This is a genomic window from Methylobacterium sp. 88A (assembly GCF_000376345.1).
In the GTDB taxonomy this organism is placed as follows: Bacteria; Pseudomonadota; Alphaproteobacteria; order Rhizobiales; family Beijerinckiaceae; genus Methylobacterium; species Methylobacterium bullatum.
Genome location: NZ_AQVT01000001.1, coordinates 3,867,947 through 3,887,799 on the forward strand (window position 1 = coordinate 3,867,947; position 19,853 = coordinate 3,887,799).

The 19,853-nt window shown below is 68.3% G+C and carries 22 protein-coding genes; 12 read left to right on the top strand and 10 right to left on the bottom strand.

All coding sequences use genetic code 11. The features are described 5' to 3' along the window. Positions 1-68: 68 nt before the first annotated feature. Positions 69-803, bottom strand: a complete 735-nt coding sequence (locus tag A3OM_RS0118520) for a cobalt-precorrin-6A reductase (RefSeq protein WP_018045271.1) — start codon at positions 801-803, stop codon at positions 69-71. A gap of 32 nt (positions 804-835) precedes the next feature. Here A3OM_RS0118520 and A3OM_RS0118525 point away from each other — a divergent pair, with 32 nt between their 5' ends. The 4 genes from A3OM_RS0118525 to A3OM_RS0118540 all read left to right on the top strand — a co-directional run bounded on the left by A3OM_RS0118525 (position 836) and on the right by A3OM_RS0118540 (position 4,858). Then, positions 836-2,065 (top strand): bifunctional cobalt-precorrin-7 (C(5))-methyltransferase/cobalt-precorrin-6B (C(15))-methyltransferase, encoded by a 1,230-nt coding sequence (locus A3OM_RS0118525; protein ID WP_026176190.1) that lies wholly within the window; start codon positions 836-838, stop codon positions 2,063-2,065. Between the two features lie 233 nt (positions 2,066-2,298). Beyond that, on the top strand, positions 2,299-2,754 hold the full coding sequence (locus A3OM_RS25925) for a cobalamin biosynthesis protein (RefSeq protein ID WP_051074431.1): 456 nt from the start codon (positions 2,299-2,301) through the stop codon (positions 2,752-2,754). Next, positions 2,751-3,533, top strand: a complete 783-nt coding sequence (gene cobM / locus A3OM_RS0118535; protein ID WP_018045274.1) for a precorrin-4 C(11)-methyltransferase — start codon at positions 2,751-2,753, stop codon at positions 3,531-3,533. Before A3OM_RS25925 ends, cobM begins: the two co-directional genes overlap by 4 nt. Then, positions 3,530-4,858 carry a cobyrinate a,c-diamide synthase gene (locus A3OM_RS0118540; protein ID WP_018045275.1) on the top strand — a complete coding sequence of 443 codons (1,329 nt, stop codon included), beginning with the start codon at positions 3,530-3,532 and terminating at the stop codon, positions 4,856-4,858. The genes cobM and A3OM_RS0118540 overlap by 4 nt, the downstream gene beginning before the upstream one ends. 11 nt (positions 4,859-4,869) lie before the next feature. Here the strand turns inward: A3OM_RS0118540 and A3OM_RS0118545 are convergent, their stop codons facing one another. Continuing rightward, entirely contained in the window at positions 4,870-5,268 is a 399-nt protein-coding gene (locus A3OM_RS0118545; RefSeq protein WP_018045276.1) for a helix-turn-helix transcriptional regulator, read from the bottom strand. A gap of 466 nt (positions 5,269-5,734) precedes the next feature. Here A3OM_RS0118545 and A3OM_RS0118550 point away from each other — a divergent pair, with 466 nt between their 5' ends. Then, entirely contained in the window at positions 5,735-6,094 is a 360-nt protein-coding gene (locus A3OM_RS0118550; protein ID WP_018045277.1) for an antibiotic biosynthesis monooxygenase, read from the top strand. 87 nt (positions 6,095-6,181) lie between these two features. Here A3OM_RS0118550 and A3OM_RS0118555 read toward each other — a convergent pair whose 3' ends face one another. Beyond that, entirely contained in the window at positions 6,182-8,044 is a 1,863-nt protein-coding gene (locus tag A3OM_RS0118555; RefSeq protein ID WP_018045278.1) for a hypothetical protein, read from the bottom strand. A 280-nt stretch (positions 8,045-8,324) separates the two neighbouring features. Between A3OM_RS0118555 and A3OM_RS0118560 the strand changes: the two genes are divergently transcribed. Next, entirely contained in the window at positions 8,325-9,830 is a 1,506-nt protein-coding gene (locus A3OM_RS0118560) for an exopolysaccharide biosynthesis polyprenyl glycosylphosphotransferase (protein ID WP_018045279.1), read from the top strand. A 19-nt stretch (positions 9,831-9,849) separates the two neighbouring features. On the opposite strand, the gene A3OM_RS0118565 is transcribed toward A3OM_RS0118560, so the two are convergent. Further along, positions 9,850-10,344 (bottom strand): Fur family transcriptional regulator, encoded by a 495-nt coding sequence (locus tag A3OM_RS0118565; protein WP_018045280.1) that lies wholly within the window; start codon positions 10,342-10,344, stop codon positions 9,850-9,852. Positions 10,345-10,477: 133 nt separating this feature from the next. Between A3OM_RS0118565 and A3OM_RS26610 the strand changes: the two genes are divergently transcribed. From A3OM_RS26610 to A3OM_RS0118580, 3 genes are read left to right on the top strand one after another with little or no spacing between them, the layout of a single operon-like run. After that, positions 10,478-10,609, top strand: coding sequence for a hypothetical protein (locus A3OM_RS26610; RefSeq protein ID WP_018045281.1), 132 nt, complete (start codon positions 10,478-10,480; stop codon positions 10,607-10,609). Positions 10,610-10,611: 2 nt separating this feature from the next. Continuing rightward, positions 10,612-11,490 carry an ABC transporter ATP-binding protein gene (locus A3OM_RS0118575; protein WP_026176192.1) on the top strand — a complete coding sequence of 293 codons (879 nt, stop codon included), beginning with the start codon at positions 10,612-10,614 and terminating at the stop codon, positions 11,488-11,490. A 38-nt stretch (positions 11,491-11,528) separates the two neighbouring features. Continuing rightward, on the top strand, positions 11,529-12,353 hold the full coding sequence (locus A3OM_RS0118580) for a metal ABC transporter permease (protein ID WP_187273414.1): 825 nt from the start codon (positions 11,529-11,531) through the stop codon (positions 12,351-12,353). 2 nt (positions 12,354-12,355) lie between these two features. Here A3OM_RS0118580 and A3OM_RS0118585 read toward each other — a convergent pair whose 3' ends face one another. Continuing rightward, positions 12,356-12,958: an exopolysaccharide biosynthesis protein gene (locus A3OM_RS0118585; protein WP_274533755.1), complete on the bottom strand. Its 603-nt coding sequence runs from the start codon at positions 12,956-12,958 to the stop codon at positions 12,356-12,358. A gap of 395 nt (positions 12,959-13,353) precedes the next feature. Here A3OM_RS0118585 and bcsS point away from each other — a divergent pair, with 395 nt between their 5' ends. Beyond that, positions 13,354-14,049, top strand: coding sequence for a cellulose biosynthesis protein BcsS (bcsS, locus tag A3OM_RS0118590; protein ID WP_081612691.1), 696 nt, complete (start codon positions 13,354-13,356; stop codon positions 14,047-14,049). A 3-nt stretch (positions 14,050-14,052) separates the two neighbouring features. On the opposite strand, the gene A3OM_RS0118595 is transcribed toward bcsS, so the two are convergent. Both A3OM_RS0118595 and A3OM_RS0118600 read right to left on the bottom strand, forming a co-directional pair. Continuing rightward, on the bottom strand, positions 14,053-15,594 hold the full coding sequence (locus A3OM_RS0118595; protein WP_043764889.1) for a cryptochrome/photolyase family protein: 1,542 nt from the start codon (positions 15,592-15,594) through the stop codon (positions 14,053-14,055). A 5-nt stretch (positions 15,595-15,599) separates the two neighbouring features. Then, on the bottom strand, positions 15,600-16,334 hold the full coding sequence (locus A3OM_RS0118600) for an SDR family oxidoreductase (protein ID WP_026176194.1): 735 nt from the start codon (positions 16,332-16,334) through the stop codon (positions 15,600-15,602). Between the two features lie 113 nt (positions 16,335-16,447). Between A3OM_RS0118600 and A3OM_RS0118605 the strand changes: the two genes are divergently transcribed. Both A3OM_RS0118605 and A3OM_RS25415 read left to right on the top strand, forming a co-directional pair. Further along, complete coding sequence (locus A3OM_RS0118605; protein ID WP_018045288.1) at positions 16,448-17,314, top strand: formyltransferase family protein; 867 nt, start codon at positions 16,448-16,450, stop codon at positions 17,312-17,314. Positions 17,315-17,326: 12 nt separating this feature from the next. Beyond that, entirely contained in the window at positions 17,327-17,488 is a 162-nt protein-coding gene (locus tag A3OM_RS25415; protein WP_018045289.1) for a DUF2256 domain-containing protein, read from the top strand. Between the two features lie 16 nt (positions 17,489-17,504). On the opposite strand, the gene A3OM_RS0118615 is transcribed toward A3OM_RS25415, so the two are convergent. From A3OM_RS0118615 to A3OM_RS0118625, 3 genes are read right to left on the bottom strand one after another with little or no spacing between them, the layout of a single operon-like run. After that, a complete protein-coding gene (locus A3OM_RS0118615; RefSeq protein ID WP_018045290.1) occupies positions 17,505-18,098 on the bottom strand; it encodes a nucleotidyltransferase family protein in 594 nt (197 codons plus the stop codon). Continuing rightward, positions 18,091-19,131 (bottom strand): molybdopterin-binding protein, encoded by a 1,041-nt coding sequence (locus tag A3OM_RS0118620; protein ID WP_018045291.1) that lies wholly within the window; start codon positions 19,129-19,131, stop codon positions 18,091-18,093. The genes A3OM_RS0118615 and A3OM_RS0118620 overlap by 8 nt, the downstream gene beginning before the upstream one ends. After that, a complete protein-coding gene (locus A3OM_RS0118625) occupies positions 19,128-19,844 on the bottom strand; it encodes an XdhC family protein (RefSeq protein WP_018045292.1) in 717 nt (238 codons plus the stop codon). Before A3OM_RS0118625 ends, A3OM_RS0118620 begins: the two co-directional genes overlap by 4 nt. Positions 19,845-19,853: the final 9 nt, after the last annotated feature.

A 19,853-nucleotide genomic window follows, 5' to 3' on the forward strand; every position in this document is an offset into this window, starting at 1 on the left:
TCTCCCGACCCGCTTCGCGGGCCACCCTCCCCCGCAAAGGGGGGAGGGGAATGCGCGCGCATCCCGGTTTAGCCCTCACGTGCGCGCAGCCACGCCAACGCGCCCTCGGCATCCGGCACGCTGTCGACATCCGGCTTATCGGGCGGGCGCACGATCACCACCGGCAGACCGAGCGCGCGGGCTGCGGCGATCTTGCCGTAGGTGGCGGGGCCGCCGGAATTCTTGGTGACCAGAATGTCGATCCGCCGCTCGGCGAGGAACGTCATCTCGGCGGCCTCACCGAAGGGACCGCGTGCGGCGATCTCGGTGAGGCGTGGCACCGGCAGGGCGTCGCCGATCGGCTCGATGGCGCGGACGATGTAATCGTGCTGCGGGGCAGTCGCGAAGGCGCCGACTTCGAGGCGGCCGATCGTCAGGAACACCCGCCGGGGCGTCTCGCCGAGGGCGAGGACGGCCTCCACCATGGTCTCGACCTCGGTCCAGCGATCTCCCTGCCTCCGCTCCCAGGCCGGGCGGCGGATGGCGAGGAGCGCCACACCGGTCCGCTCGCAGGCAAGCGCCGCGTTGCGGCCGATCCGCGCCGCGAACGGGTGCGTGGCGTCGATCACCACGTCGATCCGATTCTCGGCAATCCAGGCGGCGAGGCCCTCAGCTCCGCCGAAGCCACCGATTCGGGTGCGTACCGGCTCGCGCTTCGGTGCGCTGGTGCGGCCGGCCAGCGACAAGGTGGCGTCGATCCGCGGATCGAGCCCCTTCACAAGAGCGCTCGCCTCGGTGGTGCCGCCGAGGATCAGAACTCGCATCGTCGCCCTTTCCCTATCCGGCAACCTTGTCCATGAGCGCCGCCCCCGTGTCGAGCACCGCCCCCTGGCTCACCATCGTTGGGATCGGAGAGGACGGGCGCGCGGGCCTGAGCCCCGCCGCCACAGCCGCCCTCGACGGGGCGGAGGTGGTCTATGGCGGAGCCCGCCATTTCGCCCTCGGAGGACCGTTGAGGGCCGAGACGCGGGTCTGGCCGCGCCCGATCTCCGACGCTTATCCCGGCCTCCTCGCCCGGCGCGGACGCCCGACCTGCATCCTCGCCACCGGCGACCCGTTCCATTACGGCATCGGCGCCGAGATCGCGCGGCTGCTGCCGGCGGCCGAGATGTGCGTGTTCCCCCACCTATCGGCATTCAGCCTAGCGGCGGCACGGCTCGGCTGGCCGCTCGCCGAGACCACCTGCCTCACCCTGCACGGGCGGGCGCTGGAGCGGATCGTACCCCATCTCCAGCCCGGAGCCCGGCTCTTCACCCTGACCTGGGACGAGACGACGCCGGAGGCCGTCGCCGCCCTGCTCACGGAACGCGGTTTCGGTGCCTCTCGCCTCGTCGTCCTCGAGGCCATGGGTGGCCCGCGCGAGCGCCGGCTCGAAGCAAGGGCCGATGCGTTCTCCCTCACCGGGATCGATCCGCTCAACACCCTGGCGGTGGAGGTCGTCGCCGATGCCGATGCTCGCGTCGTCAGCCTGAGCCCTGGCCTCGACGATACCTGGTTCGAGAATGACGGCCAGCTCACCAAGGCCGATATTCGCGCCGTGACCCTCGCCGCCCTGCGCCCCCGCGCCGGCCAGCGCCTCTGGGACATCGGCGCCGGAGCCGGCTCAATCTCCATCGAATGGATGCTGCGCCATCCCAGCCTGCGCTCGTTGGCCATCGAGGCGAACCCGGCCCGTGCGGCGCGGATCGCCCGCAACGCCGCCCGCCTCGGTGTACCGGATCTGCGCGTCGTGAAGGGCGAAGCGCCCGCCGCCCTGGAAGGCCTCGAGCGTCCGGACGCGATCTTCATCGGCGGCGGAGTTGCGCGGCCTGGCGTGCTCGACCGTGCCCTCGACGCCCTTGAGCCGGGGGGCCGGCTGGTCGCCAACGTCGTCACCCTGGAGGGCGAGGCGGTTCTGCTTGGCGCCTTCGCCCGTCTCGGCGGGCAGCTGAAGCGACTGTCGGTGGCCCATGCCGACCCGGTCGGCCATCTCCACGGCTGGCGCGCCGCAATGCCGGTGACGCAATGGGTCTGGACGAAGCGGTGACGGGCGGCTTGGCGGTGCACCGGTTCTTCCCTCTCCCCGCCGGGTGGGGAGAGGATCGCGGGCACCTCGTCGTGTCCGCGATAAGCGGAGGCGAAGCCGAAGGGAGGGTGAGGGGGTATCGCCGGATAGGCCTCATCCGCAGTCGCCCCCTCACCCTCGGCTGCCGCCACGACGTGCTCCCCGACGAGGGGGAGACACGTCCCTCTCCCCGCGAGCGGGGCGAGGGGAAATCTTTGCCCGCCGAACGTGTTGAGCTTGATAGCACCGAGAAAGACGCGTTCGGGCCTCGAATCCTTGTCGCCGGCATCGGCTTCCGGCATGGGGCCATGCCCGACGAGATCGTCGCTTTGATCCACCGCGCGCTTGCCGAAAGCGGCCATGAGCCGGAGCGGCTCGGCGCGATCGCCACCGCCGAGGACCGCGCGAATGAGCCGTCGATCGTCGAGGCCGCCGCCGCGTTCGGCCTCGTGCCCGTCGGAATGTCCCCCGCCGAGATGATCGCCGTCGATGCGCGCGTAACGACCCGCTCGGGCCGGATCGAAGCGAGCCGGGGGGTCGGATCGGTGGCGGAAGCCGCCGCGCTGGCCATGGCCGGCGATGGCGGAACCCTCATTCTGCCGCGTATCGCGTCACCAGCGGTGACATGCGCCCTTGCGCTTCCCGCGTATTTCGCCACTCAAGCGCGATGACCGTACATTTCATCGGCGCCGGCCCCGGTGCGGCCGACCTCATCACGATCCGCGGGCGCGATCTCATCGCGCGCTGCCCCGTCTGCCTCTACGCCGGCTCGCTGGTGGCGCCGGAGATCCTGTCCTGGTGCCCGTCCGACGCCCGCATCGTCGACACCGCTCCCCTCGACCTCGACGCGATCGTGGCCGAGATCGTCGCCGCGCACGAGGCCGGGCAGGACGTGGCGCGGCTGCATTCCGGCGACCTCTCGATCTGGAGCGCGCTGGCCGAGCAGACCCGCCGCCTCGACGGGCTCGGCATTCCCTACACGGTGACCCCGGGCGTGCCCTCCTTCGCCGCCGCCGCCGCCCTGCTCCGGCGCGAACTCACCGTGCCGGGCCTAGCCCAATCCGTGGTCCTCACCCGGACCTCGGGCCGGGCCAGTGCCATGCCGGAACGCGAAACGCTCCAAGCCTTCGCCGCCACCGGCGCGACCCTGGCCCTGCACCTCTCCATCCACGTGATCGAGACCGTGGTGACCGAGCTTGTACCTTTCTATGGAGCGGATTGCGCCGCCGCCGTGGTGTTCCGCGCCACCTGGCCGGACGAGCGCGTCATCTCAGGCACCCTCGCCACCATCGCGGAGGATGTGCGCGCCGCCGGTCTGGAGAGGACGGCGCTGATCCTCGTCGGCCCGGCCCTCGCGGCCAGCGAGTTCCGCGAAAGCGCGCTCTACTCCACCGATTACGACCGCCGCTTCCGCCCCACGGGGCAGCCGGCCCCCGGAGTCGAGTCATGACGATGACGGACCGATCGCATCCGCCCGGCCTTCTCGTCGCCGCTCCACGGTCGAGCTCCGGCAAGACCACCGTGACGCTGGCGCTGATGCGGGCGCTCGCCCGGCGCGGCCTTGCCGTGCGTGGTGCCAAATGCGGGCCGGACTATATCGACCCGGCCTTCCACCAGGCCGCCACGGGCTATCCCAGCGTCAATCTCGACAGCTTCGCCATGCCGGATGCCATGCTCGATTCGGTGGCGGCGATGGCGGGCCATGGCGCTGATATCGTCATCGCCGAGGGCTCCATGGGCCTGTTCGACGGCATCGTCGCCAGCGAGGGCCGGACCGGCGCCAATGCCGACATCGCCGCCCGCTACGGCTGGCCTGTGCTCCTCGTCGTGGACGTCTCGGGTGCCGCCCAATCGGCCGCCGCCGTGGCACTCGGCTGCGCCCGCTACGATCCTCGTATCCGCATCGCCGGGGTGATCCTGAACAAGGTCGCCAGCGCCCGCCATCGGCGTCTGGTCGAAGCCGGTCTCGCGCGGGTCGGCATCCCGGTTCTCGGAGTGCTCATGCGCGACGCGACCCTCTCCCTGCCCGAGCGTCATCTCGGTCTGGTCCAGGCTCGCGAGACGGGCGATCTCACCGCGCGGCTCGACCGCCTCGCCGATCTGGCGGAGGCCGGTCTCGACCTCGACGCCATCCTCGCGGCCGCATCGGGACGCCTGCCGGACGTGTCGGATACCGCCCTGCCTCCTCCCCCGGGGCAGCGCATCGCCATCGCTTCGGATGAGGCCTTCTCGTTCCTCTATCCACATATGGAAGCGGGCTGGCGCGCGGCGGGCGCCGAACTGGTCGCCTTCTCACCCCTCGCCGACGAGGCGCCCCCGGAGGACTGCCACGCCTGCTGGCTACCGGGCGGATATCCCGAGCTTCATGCCGGGAAACTCGCAGCGGCGGGCCGGTTCCTGAACGGCCTCCGGAGCTTTGCCGAACACAATCCCGTCCATGGCGAGTGCGGCGGCTACATGGCTCTCGGTCTCGGGCTGGAAGACGCGGCGGGCGTCACGCATGCGATGGCGGGCCTGCTCCCGGTTGCGACCTCCTACAAGGTGCGCCGCCTGCATCTCGGCTACCGCGTCGCGACGCTCATCGGCGATGGCCCCCTCGGGCAGGGCGGATCGCGCCTCGTCGGCCACGAGTTCCATTATGCCAGCGAACTGACGCCGCCTCCTGCCGAGGATGTCGCCCTCGCGGTGGTGACCGACGCGGAAGGAGTTCCGTTAGGCATGGCAGGCCACCGATGCGGCCGAGTGTCAGGCAGTTTCTTCCATCTTATCGGATGACTGAAAATCGATCAAACGGCCGCAGGAGTCTCTGAGCGCTTTCCCATCTTTGCCGCAGTTCGCACGATCGCCAAAACGTCCCGCCGGAGTTGGTCGTCCTCGATCAGGGCGTAGGCCTGGAGCAGTTCGATCGCGCCGTGTGCGCTCAAGAAGCCGAACACCTCAGATTGTGTTCCTCCCGCGTCGTCCTCCTCGAAGAACGCCGAGACAGGCACTTCCAAGAGACGGGAAATCTCTCGGAGCCGGCCAGCACCAACGCGATTCTGCCCCTTCTCGTATTTCTGGACCTGCTGGAAGGTCACACCGACGGCGGTCCCGAGGGCAGTCTGACTAAGGCCACGAGCCTTGCGCAGGGCCGTGATCCGCAACCCAACCAGGCGGTCGACATCGGTAGTTTGCTTGGGCATCATCACTCGTTTCAGTGCTTAATACGGTCTCGGCCGGTTTTGCTGGTCTCCGCAACCGATGCGGCAACTTTGATACGCCGCATTCGGTACGGTCGGAAGTTAAAAGAAAGTGAACCCGTAGTCTCCACGGCCCTCCACCGGAGGGAGAAGGAATTTCCAGAAACCACCAAGGAACCGGGAGCGATCCCCTGGGTCCGAGGAACGCGAAACCAGCTTGACCACAAACCGGGCAAGGATGGCAAGAGTCACCACGAACTTGCCGTCGCAAACCGAGGAAGGCCGGACACCGGCTCCACAACGACGTGAGGGAAACATTCTTGTATCCAGAACCCTTGTGACAGAAATAGCGCTATTTTAATACGGGATTGTGCGGCTTTTCCCATCATTTTCCAATCGGGATATTGCGGTTTAAAATGCGGCGCGGATCGCCGGCCGCCCCCGCTCCCGGCCTTTTGTACGAAGGTGCTTCATGTTCATCGCCATGAATCGATTCAAAGTTGTTCCGGACGCAACGACAGAATTCGAGCAGGTCTGGCTCGGGCGGGACAGCCAACTCGGCGAGATGGAGGGCTTCGTCGAGTTTCAGTTGCTTCGCGGCCCGAGCTACGAGGATCATGTGCTGTATGCCTCGCACACTGTCTGGGCCTCCAAAGCGGCGTTCGAGGCCTGGACCCGGTCGGAGCAGTTCCGCAAGGCGCATAGCCGCGCACCGACGACGAAACCTCTCTACCTCGGCCATCCGCAATTCGAGGGGTTCGAGCCGATCCAGACCTTGAGCAAGACACAGGAAGTCCCGTCGGCGGAGCGGCATCCCGAAGCGGTGGCCTGATCGACCTCGCTATCCGGCGGCATCCTCACCCCTCACCGTCCGATGGGGATGCCACCACGCTTCGAGGGCGGCCGCCCTCTGCCTCGCTCAGTCTCGAACGGCCACGATGACGTCGCCGCGCCGCGCTGCGAGCGCAGCGACTACCCGCCGGCCGAACGCCGTGTCGGGGAGGCCGCCGATGAGCCCGAGATACAGGTCGTTCCATCCAAAGCGGCAGTCGATATCAGGGATCTCCACGAACCTGTCGAGTTCATCCAGCATTGCCTCAGCGAACTCCTCGGGGCTCATCATCGGTTCGACGGCGTCGAGGAGGCCGTACTCCTCCAGGAAACCGCCGTTCAGGTTGATGAGACCGTCCCGGTGCCGGATCAACGCGAAGTATATGCCGAAGCCGATCATGGCTCGGTCGCGCCAGCCGGTTTCGGCGATGTATGTCTTCATCATCACGTCGGTGGTGTAGGTCTCGTGCTCGCCGTCACGCCTGGCGAGATAGCCGCGAAACACGTCGTGCGCGTCCGGGTCGAGGCGCAGCAGGGCCTGCATGGCAGCGGCGAGCGCGCCGTGGCTCTCCTTCGGTCCCCAGATCTGACGATACAAGCCCTTGGCTTCGACGGCGCTCGGATGCACTTCCAGATAGGTCGTCAGGAGTTCCCGTAGCATCGGAGCGACCGCGATACGGTCGCGTGACACGCGTGCGAAGAAGGCCGATTCCGTCATCGTCCGGCCGCCGACCACGAAGGACAGTTCCAGGACATCGGTCTGCAGCAGGTCGGCCAGTCGCTCGCGGATGTCGTGGGTGAGACGACGCAGGCCCTCGGCGACGGCCGCCTGTGACAACGCCTCGACGATCACCACATGGCGGCGGCTCGACCGGGCCAGGAAGCGCCGGACCGCCGCCTCTTTCGGGCCCGACCAGACCGAAGCCCGGAAGCCGTCTTCGCCCTGCGAGATCGACCGGACCGGAAGGTCGCTCGCGCACCAGGCGCGCTGGATGCGAACGGCATCCGGCAAGGCCTGGATCTCCACATGCTCGGCATGCGTCACGTCGGCGATATCGGCCAGGACCTTGGTTCCGTGAAAGCGTTCGAAATGGAAAACGGGCGAGAGCGAGCCGTCCAGGCCGACGCGCTGAAACTCCGCCCGCTTATCCCAGAAATGGCCGTACTGGACCCAGAACGCCGTTTCGGCCGGCTCCCACACCACGTTTCGGATCGCCAAGGGGGGCTCGGGCGTCATGCGCGCCACGATGGTCCGTGCCAGGCCGAGAGGCGTGGTCGTCCAGAGTTCGAGGGCCTGGCTCACTCGGCGCCTTCCATCCGCGACCGCATCCCAATGCGGCGGTGACGCGGCGGAGCCGTCATGGACCGCCGGCAAAGCGGACAAGGGCGTCACGGCGTAGCGACCGCTCGGGCTGAACCACCACGGTCTCGCCGCATCCGGCAGCGGTTCGCAGCGCACCGTTCCCGTGGAGGGATCCAGTCGGTACAGCCCATACCGCGATCCCGGCGCACCGCATTCGAAGCCGACGAACGCCAGCTGGCCGCCCGGATCCCGAAACACGTCATCCTGGATCGTGAGGGCGGTCGGCTCGCCAGGGTCGGGGACAAATTCACCGCCGCCCGCCAATAGGCCTACGGTTTGGCCGGCCGTCCATTGCAGACCGTTTCCGTCCGCGACGACAGCGAGGTCCGTCGCGCGCCGAACCTGAAGGGAATGGAGGTAGCGCTCCTCGTCGAGGGGCCGCTTGCCGTCGTACAGGACGATCCATCCGGAATCGGCCGGCACGAAGATGTGGCGGGGGCGATCCGTCCCGGCTGGTTGCCGAGCGATCTCCCTGTCGAGCCGCCAGTCGATGAGGCAGATCTCCCCATCGGCGGACAGGCAGACGAGGCGGTCCGGGCCGACGAACGCCGCGTCACGGATCGATCCGTCCGGAAATGGCAGGAACATCCGCCATGTGCCGCCGTCTTCTACTGCCGCGACGGCGTTGTACCGGTGATGTGTTCCTGAAAGCGTCACGCGCGGCATGAAAGCTCCCCCAGCAGACCACGGAACGGCCCCAGGCCTTTCGCCATAACGGCCAGCCAAGCTTTCGGACAGCATGAAGGAGAGATTTGGGCGGCACCGGCGGGTCCGAGGTTTGCGCCCCGGGCAGACATGACGATGGCCGGATGGGACAATGTCCCATTATGGCACAAACTAAGTCTCACCCCGGCACACAGCGTCCCAGATGTTCCAGCAACGTCTTCCCGAAATCTACCAGACCCTGCCCGCCGCGCGCGACACGCGACGCGACGCGTGGGCGGCCGTCCTTCCGCGGCGGTGGCGCGGAGCGATCCGCTTCGGGCTGTCCACGGCTCTGGCCGTCTCCGACCTCGTCGCGATCCTCGTCACGGCCTACTTCGTAGAGGCGATCTATTATGAGTTCGCCTTCGACCAGCAGATCGCCACGGGCATGACCGGGAGCTTCCAGTTGGCGGGCCTCGTGGCCGTCTTCGTGCTCCTGACCAACCTCGTGCGGGACGAGTACAGCATCGAGACGCAGCTGACCCGAGGCCTTCACCGCCGCCGGATGGCGAGTCTCTGGCTCGCCGCATGGGGGATCGTGCTCGTCGTCGGCTTCGCCACCAAGACCACGAACGGCTTCTCGCGCGCGGTGGCGATCGGCTTCTTCCTCACGGGCTTGCCGGCCCTGTACCTGTCCCGTCTCGTCATCGTGGGCCTCGTGCGGCGGACGATGACCTCCGGCTCACCGTCGATCAGTCGCATTCACCTCGTCGGCTTCGAGGAGGACATTGCCAGTTTCCACGCCAACAACGACGCGCAGGCCCTGAATCTCCGGGTCATCGGGACCAGCTATCTGCGTCGTGTGGACCCGCGGGAGGACGCGTCGGTGCGGCAGGCACAGATGTCGGAAGACCTCGACCTCGCGGTGTCGGTGGTGCGGTTCCTGCGGCCGGACGACGTCTTCATCCTGGTCCCCTGGACGGATGCGGCGGATATCGAGCGCTGCGTCGACGCGTTCCTGCGCGTCCCGGCCGCGCTCCATCTTCGTCCCGGCTCGGTCATGGACCGATTTCCCGATCTCAAGCTCGCGCGGGTGGGACGGCTGTCGGGCATCAATATCGGCCGCCGGCCGCTCACCTTCAGCGAGATCGCCCTGAAGCGCGGCCTCGATGTCGTCCTGTCAGCCATCGCGCTGGTGCTGCTCGCGCCGCTCCTGGCGTCCATCGCCCTGCTGATCAAGCTCGACAGCCCCGGGCCGGTCTTCTTCCGCCAGCGCCGGTACGGCTTCAACCAGCAGGCCTTCGGCGTGTTCAAGTTCCGCAGCATGAAGACCGAGCAGAACGCCGTCTTCCGACAGGCGACCCGCAACGATTCACGGATCACCCGGATCGGCGCCATTCTGCGCCGGACGAATCTCGACGAGTTGCCCCAGCTCATCAATGTCCTGATGGGGGAGATGTCCCTGGTCGGTCCTCGCCCCCATGCCCTTGCTCACGACCGCAGCTTCGAACGGCGGATCGCACTCTATGCCCGCCGCCACAACGTGATGCCCGGCATCACCGGCTGGGCACAGGTGAACGGCCTACGCGGCGAGACCCTGACCGATCTCGACATGGAGCGGCGTGTGAACCACGACCTGCACTACATCGACAATTGGTCGGTCTGGCTCGACATCCAGATCATGATCCAGACCATCGCCTCGCGGCGGGCCTATCGCAACGCGCGCTGAACCTCGCGCACCGTGTCGCTCAGGGGTTCGGTTCGTGGCCGAGGCAGGCGCCGCATTCGCCCTCCACTTCGAGGATCCGGCTCGACGGCTTGAACCCGGCTTTCGCCAAGGCCCTGTCGAGCTGGTCGTCCACCTCCGGTGAGGTCGTCTCGTCGATGCTGCCGCATGTCCGGCAGATCAGGAAGACGAGGCCGGCCCCGTCGCCGTGCTGGTGCCCGCAGGAGACGAAGGCGTTGCGGGTGGCGATGCGATGGACGAGACCGTTCTCGGTAAGAAAGTCGAGGGCGCGATAGACCGAGACGGCGGCGACCCGGCGACCTTGACCGCTCAGCCGCTCGGCGATGTCGTAGGCGCCGAGCGGCTTCGCCTCGGACGCCACCGCTTCGAGGACGTCCCGCCGCAGCCGCGTGAACTGCAGGTCACGCTCGGCGCAGAGACGCTCCGCTCGCGCCAGCGCATCCGTGGCATTGCCACAGCAGGCGCCGTGATCGTGGACGGCACTATGGTCGTGCACGCCATCCTCCCCTGATCGCCGGTCGATGTGGTCCGGCACGTTGAACTGATGCGATGTTACAGTGTATCAGCACCAGAGATAGTTCGCCGCTCCCGTTCGGACAATTCCGCCCCTTCCTGGTACCCGAACCGCTGTGACGCGTCCTCCCCAGATCAAACCGCCCCCCCGTCGCTCCCTGTTCCAGGCCGGCGCCGCCTCGCGGCTGATCATCGCCGCGATCCTGTCCGGGCTGGTCTGGGGGGCGATCCTCTGGGCCATGGGATAACGATGACACACGCCCTCATGGGGGACGCCCCCGTTCAGCCCGGCGCCATCGCCTTGCGCGGATTGACGCTCGGCTACGACCGCCATCCCGCCGTGCACCATCTCGACGGTACCATCCCCGCCGGAGCCCTGATGGCCCTGGTCGGCCCCAACGGCGCCGGCAAATCGACTCTGCTCAAGGGGATTATCGGAGAGATCCGCTGCCTCGACGGCCGGATCGACCGGCCCGGCGGAACCGATTCCATCGCCTACCTGCCCCAGGCCGGCGAGATCGACCGCAGCTTTCCCCTGAGCGTCCTCGACCTCGTGGCGATGGGACGATGGCGCCGCCTCGGCTTCTGGCGCAGCGCCCTCCCCGACCGCCGGACGCTGGTCAGCGCCCTCTCCGCCGTGGGCCTCCTCGGCTTCGAGGATCGGCCGATCGGCACCCTGTCCGGAGGTCAGTTCCAGCGCGCCTTGTTCGCGCGGCTGATCGTCCAGGACGCCCGCATCATCCTCCTCGACGAACCGTTCACCGGGATCGACGGACGCACCACCGCCGATCTGATCGGCCTGATCCGCGGATGGCATGCGGAGGGCCGCACCATCGTCGCCGCGCTTCACGACCTGCATCAGGTCAAGGCGCATTTTCCGACCACGCTCCTGCTGGCCCGCGAGCCGGTGGCCTGGGGCGCCACGGAGACGGTGCTGACCCGGGAGAATCTCGCGCGCGCCCAGGCCTTGTCCGAAGCCTGGGACGAGGATGCCTCCATCTGCGGGCGGGGCGAGGGCCATCATCATGCACCGCCCCCTGCCGATGGCGGGGACCTGCATCGCCACGATCACGACCATCCCCATGGTCACGCGCACGATCATCGTCACGACCACGGACACGCCGCGTGATCGATCTCCTGTTCGGCCCCTTCATCGAGTTCGGCTTCATGCGCCGGGCGCTGGCCGGCTGTTTCGCCCTCTCGCTCTCGGCCCCGCCGGTGGGGGTCTTCCTCATGCTGCGGCGCATGAGCCTGATGAGCGACGCCATGAGCCACGCGATCCTGCCGGGGGCGGCCGTGGGCTTCCTCGTCGCCGGCCTATCGCTGCCGGCGATGACCATCGGCGGGCTCGCCGCCGGCCTGTTCGTGGCGCTGCTCGCCGGCATCGTCACACGCACGACCTCGATCAAGGAGGATGCGAGTCTCGCCGCCTTCTACCTGATCTCTCTCGCCGCTGGCGTGCTGCTCGTCTCCTTGCGCGGCTCGCAGATCGATCTCCTGCACATCCTGTTCGGCACGGTTCTGGCCCTCGACGATCCGGCGCTCATGCTCCTCGGCGGGATCGCCACGGTGACGCTGTTCGCGCTTGCCGCGCTCTACCGCCCCCTCGTCATGGAATGTGTCGACCCGCTGTTCCTGCGCACGGTCAGCCGTGCCGGCGGGCCGGTGCATTACGCCTTCCTCGGCCTCGTGGTGATGAACCTCGTGGGCGGCTTCCAGGCCCTCGGGACGCTGCTCGCGGTGGGGCTGATGCTGCTGCCGGCGATCACCGCGCGGTTCTGGGCCGCCGACCTGTCGGGCCTGATCCCCATGGCGATGGTGGTGGCGATGGTGTCGAGCTTTGCCGGACTGACCGCCTCGTACCGCGCCGACCTGCCCACGGGGCCTGCGATCGTGCTGGCGGCGGGAAGCCTCTACCTCCTCTCGCTCCTGTTCGGACCGAGGGGCGGCCTCGTCTGGCGCCTGTTCAAGCCGCGCCACCTCGAAGGCTGAAACTACACGCTGAAGAGGCTCATGAGGCCCGAGACGATGGCGTAGACGAAGCCGGCGTTCAGGAGCACGCCGACGGCACCGACGCCGAGCCCCATGACGACGAGCAGCCCATCCCGCTCGACGAGGCCGAGGCCGACGAGGCAGATCGCCAGACCGAGGGGGATCTGCCCGACCAGGGGCGCCGCCACCACGAGGGCGAGCGACAGGGTGAGGAGGATCAGCCCCACCGTCCGCATGCCGAGGCCGGTCTCGAACAGGCTCATGCGCGGACGCGACCAGCGCTCCAGCCGCCGAAGCAGCGGCACCGCGCGCTTGGCGGCACGCTCCACGTCGCTCCGGGCAATGGAGCGGCTCAGGAGAACGCGGGGCAGCCAAGGCGCCGACATTCCCGCCGTGATCTGAACGGCCACGAGCAACAGTAGCAGGCCGCAGACCAGGGGGATCGGCGGCGGCATCGGCAGGCAATTCGGCAGGCCGAGGATGACGATGAGCAGGGCGAAGGCACGGTCCTTCAGCACCGCGACGATGTCGCCGATGGTCAAGCGATCCGTCTCCTGTGCCGCGAGCACCGTGAGAACTTCGGACGTTCGAGCAGCTGGTGACAAGAAAACTCGGCCTTTGGCGACGGTCCCGTCGCGGGCTCTATCCTAGTCCCCGCCCGACGCCAACCGAATCAGCTTTCACCTCCATGCGGCATCGCGGGTCCTCCCGTCCCGACACGGTCCGAACACACCGGTAGATCGACCACTGACACTGCACAACTTCAGATCGGATGAATACATCCTGAAGTTTTATCAAATAGAACGAAATGGAAACGGCGCCTTCTCAAGGATAAGCTTGGGCGGTCTACGCGTACGACCCACAGTCGATTATTGGTGAATCAGCGCAACTTCTCATAGGATGCCGTACACTTGCCCTGCGGTGAGACGGAGCGAGAAGGGACGTGGGACGATCGGCCAGATCGACGAAACGGTCACTGCCTTCGGCTCGGCCGATACTCATGTGCTGTGCCACACTCTGCTGTGGCCTCGTCTCGAACCCGGCTCAATCGGAAGGAGGCTCGATCTCGGCATTGATCTTCGGCAGCCTCGATGCCGGAGCATCCTCCTTCATCACGGTGGGCACGAAGATCACGTTCGACGGGCGCGATCGGGACGGTTTCGCCATCCTCGCAAGCGGGGGAGCGGGAGCGAGGGTCGAGCGTGGTCCCTCGATACGGGGCATCGCCACGAGTCAGACGCGCCTGACGGCGCTCGGAGCAGTGCTCGCCGGATACCAATGGTTCCACGATTGGGGCGTCGTCGCCGCTTTCGCAGGGCCTGAGGGAAGCATCGAGGTGGAGCAGAGCATCCTCGGCACAATGGTGCTCCCCGACCGCTACGGCATCAGACTGCACGGGGAAGTCTGGGCGCGGCCGACAGCGGAATCCCTCCTCACCGCCACCGCGATCCTCGGCTCGACGCGCCAGAGCGCCTGGGGCCGCCTTGCCTGGGGTTACGACGTGCTCGGTGCCTATCTCGGCCCGGAGGCTGCGCTCTACGCGGACGGGACCGGCTATTCCAAGCTCGGGATCGGCGTCCACGTCACCGACTTTCGCATCGGCGACGTGAGCTTCCGCGCCTCGCTCGGCTACCAGACCGAAACCGGTGGCGGGGGAAGCCCCTACGTCACCCTCAGTGTCTGGCAGCCCTGGTGAGATTCAGGACGGGGCGGAACGCATCTCCGCGCCGGCCAGGAAGCGGGCCGTGTCCGTCGTGATCTCCTCCCTTCGCCGCTCGCCCAATCCGTCGAGGGTACGATAGGGCATGGCCATCCTCGGGTTCCCCGCCAGACGATCCGCATTCTCGATGAGGAAGTTCCAGTAAAGGTAGTTGAACGGGCAGGCACTCTCGCCGGACTTGGCAGCGACGTCGTAGGTGCAGCCCCGGCAATAATCCGACATGCGGTTGATGTATGCGCCCGAGGCCGCATACGGTTTCGAGCCCATGACGCCGCCATCCGCCCACAGGACCATACCGTGGACGTTGGGCAACTCCACCCATTCGTAGGCGTCGGCATAGACGACGAGATACCATTCCTCCACCTGAGCCGGTTCGAGCCCGGCCAGCAGGGCGAAGTTGCCCGTCACCATCAGCCGCTGGATGTGATGGGCATAGGCATGGGCCCGCGTATCGGCGACGCATTGCGCGAGGCAGTTCATGCGCGTCTCGCCCGACCAGTAGAACCACGGCAGGTCGCGCTTGGCGGCGAGAGCGTTGGTCTCGGCATAGGCCGGCATCCTGGCCCAGTAGAGTCCCCGGACGTATTCGCGCCATCCGAGGATCTGGCGGATGAAGCCCTCGACGCAGTTGAGCGGCGCCGCCCCTTCGTCATAGGCGCGGGCAGCCGCCCGGCAGACCTCCTCCGCCGTGAGCAGGCCCGCATTGAGCGCCGGTGAGAGAAGAGCATGGTAGAGGAAGGGGGCGCCCGTCTTCATCGCATCCTGGTAATCGCCGAAATGCGGCAGGCACTCGTCCAGGAAATGCTTCAGGGCGGTGAGGGCGTCGGCGCGGGTCACCGGCCAGCGGAATGCGTCGAGATCGCCGAAATGGTCGGCGAAACGGTCTGATACCAGAGCGATGACTTCCGACGTGATCGCGTCGGGCACGAAGCCGGGGCGTTCCGGGGAGCGGTGCCCGCGCGGCAGCTTCTTGCGGTTGTCGTGATCGAAGTTCCACTGGCCGCCCACCGGCTCGCCGTCCTTCATCAGCAGGCCGGTACGCTTCCTCATGCCGCGATAGAACGTCTCCATCCGCAAGGCGTGCCGCCCCTCGGCCCAGCGCGCGAAATCCGCGCGCGGGTAGAGAAAGCGGTTGTCGTCGCGTATGTCCACGGGCGCCGGCAGGTCATCGCGCCACCCCTGCATCATCTCCCAGACGCGCCACTCGCCGGGCTCGGTGACGACAATCTTGTCGGGCTCGTGCCGCTCGACCGCTCGCCGGAGTTCGCCGGTGAACGAGCCGGTATTGCCCGGCGCGTCGAGGCGCACGTAGTCGACAGTGACACCTTCGGCCTCCAGATCGGCCGCGAAATGGCGCATGGCGGCGAACAGGTAGGCGATCTTCTGCTTGTGGTGGCGGACATAGGTGGCCTCCTCCCGCACCTCGACCATGAGCACGACGTCGGATTGCGGGTCGAGATCGGTGAGGGAGGAGACGCGTCGGTGAAGCTGGTCGCCGAGGACGAAGCGGAGGGTGCGCAGCGACGTCACCCCTTCGTCCGCAGCGTCGAGCGGCCGCCATCCGCGCCGATGACCTGCCCGGTGATCCAGCCGGCTTCCGCCGAGACGAGGAAGGCGGCCAGCGCGCCTATATCCTCGGGTGTGCCGAGCCGCTGGAGTGCGTGCATGGACGCGATTCCCGATGCCAGCGTCTCGTTGCCGGTGATGGCAGCGGCGAGCGGCGTGCGCGTCAGCGAGGGCGCGACCACGTTGATCCGGATATGAGGGCTGAGCTCGGCGGCGAGGGACAGTGCGAGTCCTTCCACGGCGCCCTTTGCCATGGCGACGGAGGCGTGGGCCGCAAATCCCTGCGCCACCGCCACGGTGGAGAACAGGACGACGCCCGCCCCCGTCACGCCCGCCCCCGCCTTGAGCGCCGGCGCCGCGGCCTGGAGGGCCAGGAGAGCGCCAAGCGCGTTGAGCTTGAAATCCATCGCCACGTCGTCGGCGGTCAGCTTCGCCAGCGGCTTCAGGTTGATGGTGCCGACCGCGTAGACGAGCCCGGCCAGGGTGTCGCCCGCCTCCTGCGTGACGATCGCGAAATGGGCGGGGTCCGTGACGTCGCCTGCGGTGAAGGTGGTCTCACCGAGGTCGGCGGCGACTTCCTCGAGCCGCCCGGCATCCCGCGCCGCGAGATGCAGCGGGATCCCGCGCTTGCGCAGGGCCCGCGCCGTGGCCATGCCGATACCGCCGGTTCCGCCGTAGATCACAACCCGATTCATGACCGCTCCCATTCCGTGCCGGATCGGTTAGGTAAGGCGGACGGCGCGACCGTGGAGCCCGCAGGGCACCATCCGTAGAGTCGCACGCCGCGCATCCGCTCCCGGGGTTCTTCATGAAGTTTGCCTTCGCCGGCATCGATTTCCTCGGCGGCGTGTTCGAAGCGCTGGTGGATGCCGGATGGACGCCGATCAAGCTGTTCACCCGGCCCTGCGATGGGCTCTACGACCACAACGAGGCGGTCGTGGCCCAGAGCCGCCGTCACCGCATCCCGATGCAGCTCTCGCGGATCAAGCTCGCGGATCTCGACGCCCTGACGCAGATCCACGGGACGGACTGGGCTCTCGTGGTGGCCGGTTACCCCTGGCTCATCCGGGGCTGGCGCAACCGGGCCGGCTACGCCCTGAACTTCCATCCCTCGCCCCTGCCGGTCGGGCGCGGCCCCTACCCCCTCTTCAAGGCGATCACCGACGCACGCGCCGACTGGGGCGTGACCGCGCACGTGCTGGCCGAGGAGGGGTTCGACACGGGTGACATCCTCGCGCAGGAGACGTTCGCCATGGCGCCGCAGGAGACCCACGAGACCCTGCTCGCCAAATGCCAGATCGCAGCCCGGCGGCTGGCCTCGGGACCGATCGCGCGCGACCTGCCGACTCGCTGGCGGGCGGCCCAGCCCCAGGGCGAAGGCTCCTACTGGCCCCGCGTGACGGATGCGGACAGGACCCTCGATTTCCGCACGGACGTGGAGGCGATTCTGCGGCGCATGCGGGCCTTCGGCACCATCGAGACCATCGTACAGTTGGGCGACAACCGTGTCTTCGTCGCGGCGGCGGAGGGCTGGCGCGAGCCACACCGCCACTCGCCGGGAACGATCGTCCACCGCTACCGCCGCCACATCGTCGTCGCCGCCCGCGACGGCTTCATCCAGATCACCCGCTGGAGCCCGGTCGCCGTCGCGGATGCCGGGCAGCTCGGACGATAGGACGAGCCTCCCATGCCGCGCATGCGCAAGAAGACGGATCTGCCCACCAAGGTGTGCGCCATCTGCGGCAAGCCCTTCGCTTGGCGCAAGAAATGGGAACGGGTGTGGGACGAGGTCCGCTACTGCTCCGACCGCTGCCGGAACGAGGCGAAGCGGCCGGGCAAGGCCTCCTGATCACAAGGCCTCCTGATCAGGCGCGGGCGGCAGCGATCAGGGCGGCCTGCGTATCGATATCGAGGGCGACGGCCGCATCCATCTCCAGTTCCACGACATCCGTCCGCGCCGCCAGGATACGGCCGGCGCCCTGATCCCCGGTGAGCGACGCCAGATCGGACGCGAGGAGCGCGCGATTGAGGAGAACCGGGTTTCCGCGCGATCCGCGATGGACCGGGACGATGGCGGCCGGCGCCGGGTCGGCGGCCAGGAAGGCCTCGACCAGGGACGCGAGGTGGCTGGGCCGGATACGCGGCATGTCCCCGAGCATCACGATGATGCGGGCGGTCTCCGGAAAGGCGTCGAGTCCGCATCGCAGGGAGGTGGACAGACCTTCTGCATGGGCCGGGTTGTCGACGATCCGCAGGTCGAGGCCCGCCAGCGCCTGCCGGACCGCAGCGCCATGCGAGCCGAGAATCACCGCCACGGGACCGAGATTCGCCGCGATCGCAGTCTCGGCCGCGTGGCGGACGAGCGGCCGGCCATCGAGGAGTGCGAGCATCTTCGCGGCCGAACCGAAGCGCGTTCCCCGTCCGGCGGCGAGGAGGACGATGCCGACGGCGTCAGGCATCCTCCGACGTGCTTTCTTCCGACGGACCCTGTCGCCCCGATCTCGGCTGGGGCCGGGACACGATCTCCATGAGCAGGCCACCGACGCCGAGCCCGACGATGTCGGCGCGGCTCACCACGAGGCCGGCGAGCAGGCGATGGAGAACCCAGTCGAACCCATTCTCGGCGGGCGAGCGCGCGCAGCCCGGAGCGCCGATCACCGGAACCTCGCCGCGACGGCCGACGAGGAGCAGGTTGCCGGGATCGACGGGCATGCCGAAATGCTCCACCTCCCCGCCCGCCGCCTCGATGCCGGCGGGGATGACGTCGCGCCGGTCGGCGATGGCCGAGGCGCCGAACACCACGACGAGATCGCATCCGTCGCGGTCGATGGCCTCGCGGATGGCGGTCGCCACCGCACCGGCCTCGTGCGAGACCCGAAGGTCGGAGGCGATCCCCGCCCCGGTCGGCCCGAGCCGGCGTTCCAGGTTGCGGAGGGTCTTGGCGACGGTGGCCTCCTTGAGCCCCGGCAGCAGGGTGGAGACGACACCCACCCGGAAGCGGCGATAGGGCATGACCGTGAGGGGCGCCGGCGTCGCGATCCCGCAGGCGCGGTCGAGGGCGGAGCCGGACACCGCATAGGGAATGATCTTCACCGTCGCCACCATCTCGCCCGGACTCACCGGTCGGAACGGCGGCAGGGTCGCGAGCGTGATGGCCTCGTCCACCGCGTTCACCGCGTCGACGACAGGACGGTCGATCATCAGAATGCCCGCCACCTCCGCCTGGAGGTTGCAGCGCCCGGTGAAGGCGGGGCCGGTGGAAAGACCCGACCCCGCCACCCGAGCGGCGAGACGGGCGGCAGCCTCGTCCTCGCCGACATCGCCCGTCTCCAGGGTCACCGCCACCACGCTGTCGAGGCCGGCCTCGGCGAGACGACGCGCGTCGTCGCCCTGGATCGGCCGCCCCTTGCGGACGATCACGTCATCGGCCCGCAGGGTATGGGCGGCGATGAGCCCCGCGGCCCGCGTGATCGCGACCGAACCGAACTTCACGCGGGGACTCCGCCTTTGACGGCACGCGGACCGCCGCCGCGCAGGGCGGACACGATCTGCGCCAGGATGGAGACGGCGATCTCGGCCGGGCTCACGGCGCCGATGTCGAGGCCGATCGGCGCCTCGATCCGCGCGATCTGCTCGGGCGAGAGCCCGGCCTGCGACAGGCGTTCGACCCGTGCGGCATGGGTCTTCCGCGAGCCGAGGGCGCCCACATAGAAACATTCGGCCCTCAGGGCCGCGATCAGCGCGGGATCGTCGATCTTCGGATCGTGGGTCAGGGCCGCGACGGCGCAATAGCGGTCGAGGGGCGGAACGGGGCCGGCCAGGGCCTCGTCGGGCCAGAGGGGCAGGAGGGGAACCTCCGGAAAGCGCTCGGGCGTGGCGAAGGCCGTCCGCGGGTCGATGACGCTCACGGACAGGTCGACCGCCGTCGCCATCGGGCAGAGCGCCTGGCTGATATGCACCGCCCCGATCAGCACGAGCCGTACGGCGGGCACCTGCACGGTGAGGAAGAACTGCCGCCCCTCCACCTCGACGAGGCCGCTCTTTCCGGAGGCGAGGCGTCGCACCAGGATGTCGGCCAGGGGGTCGGCCGGGATCTCTGCCTCGCGGACCACGCGCTGGCTGCCGTCGTCGAGGTCGGTGACGAGCATCGCGGCGCGGCGCGCGGCACGCTCGACGTTGAGGGCATGGAGGGAATCGAGCTTCATGGCGCCGCT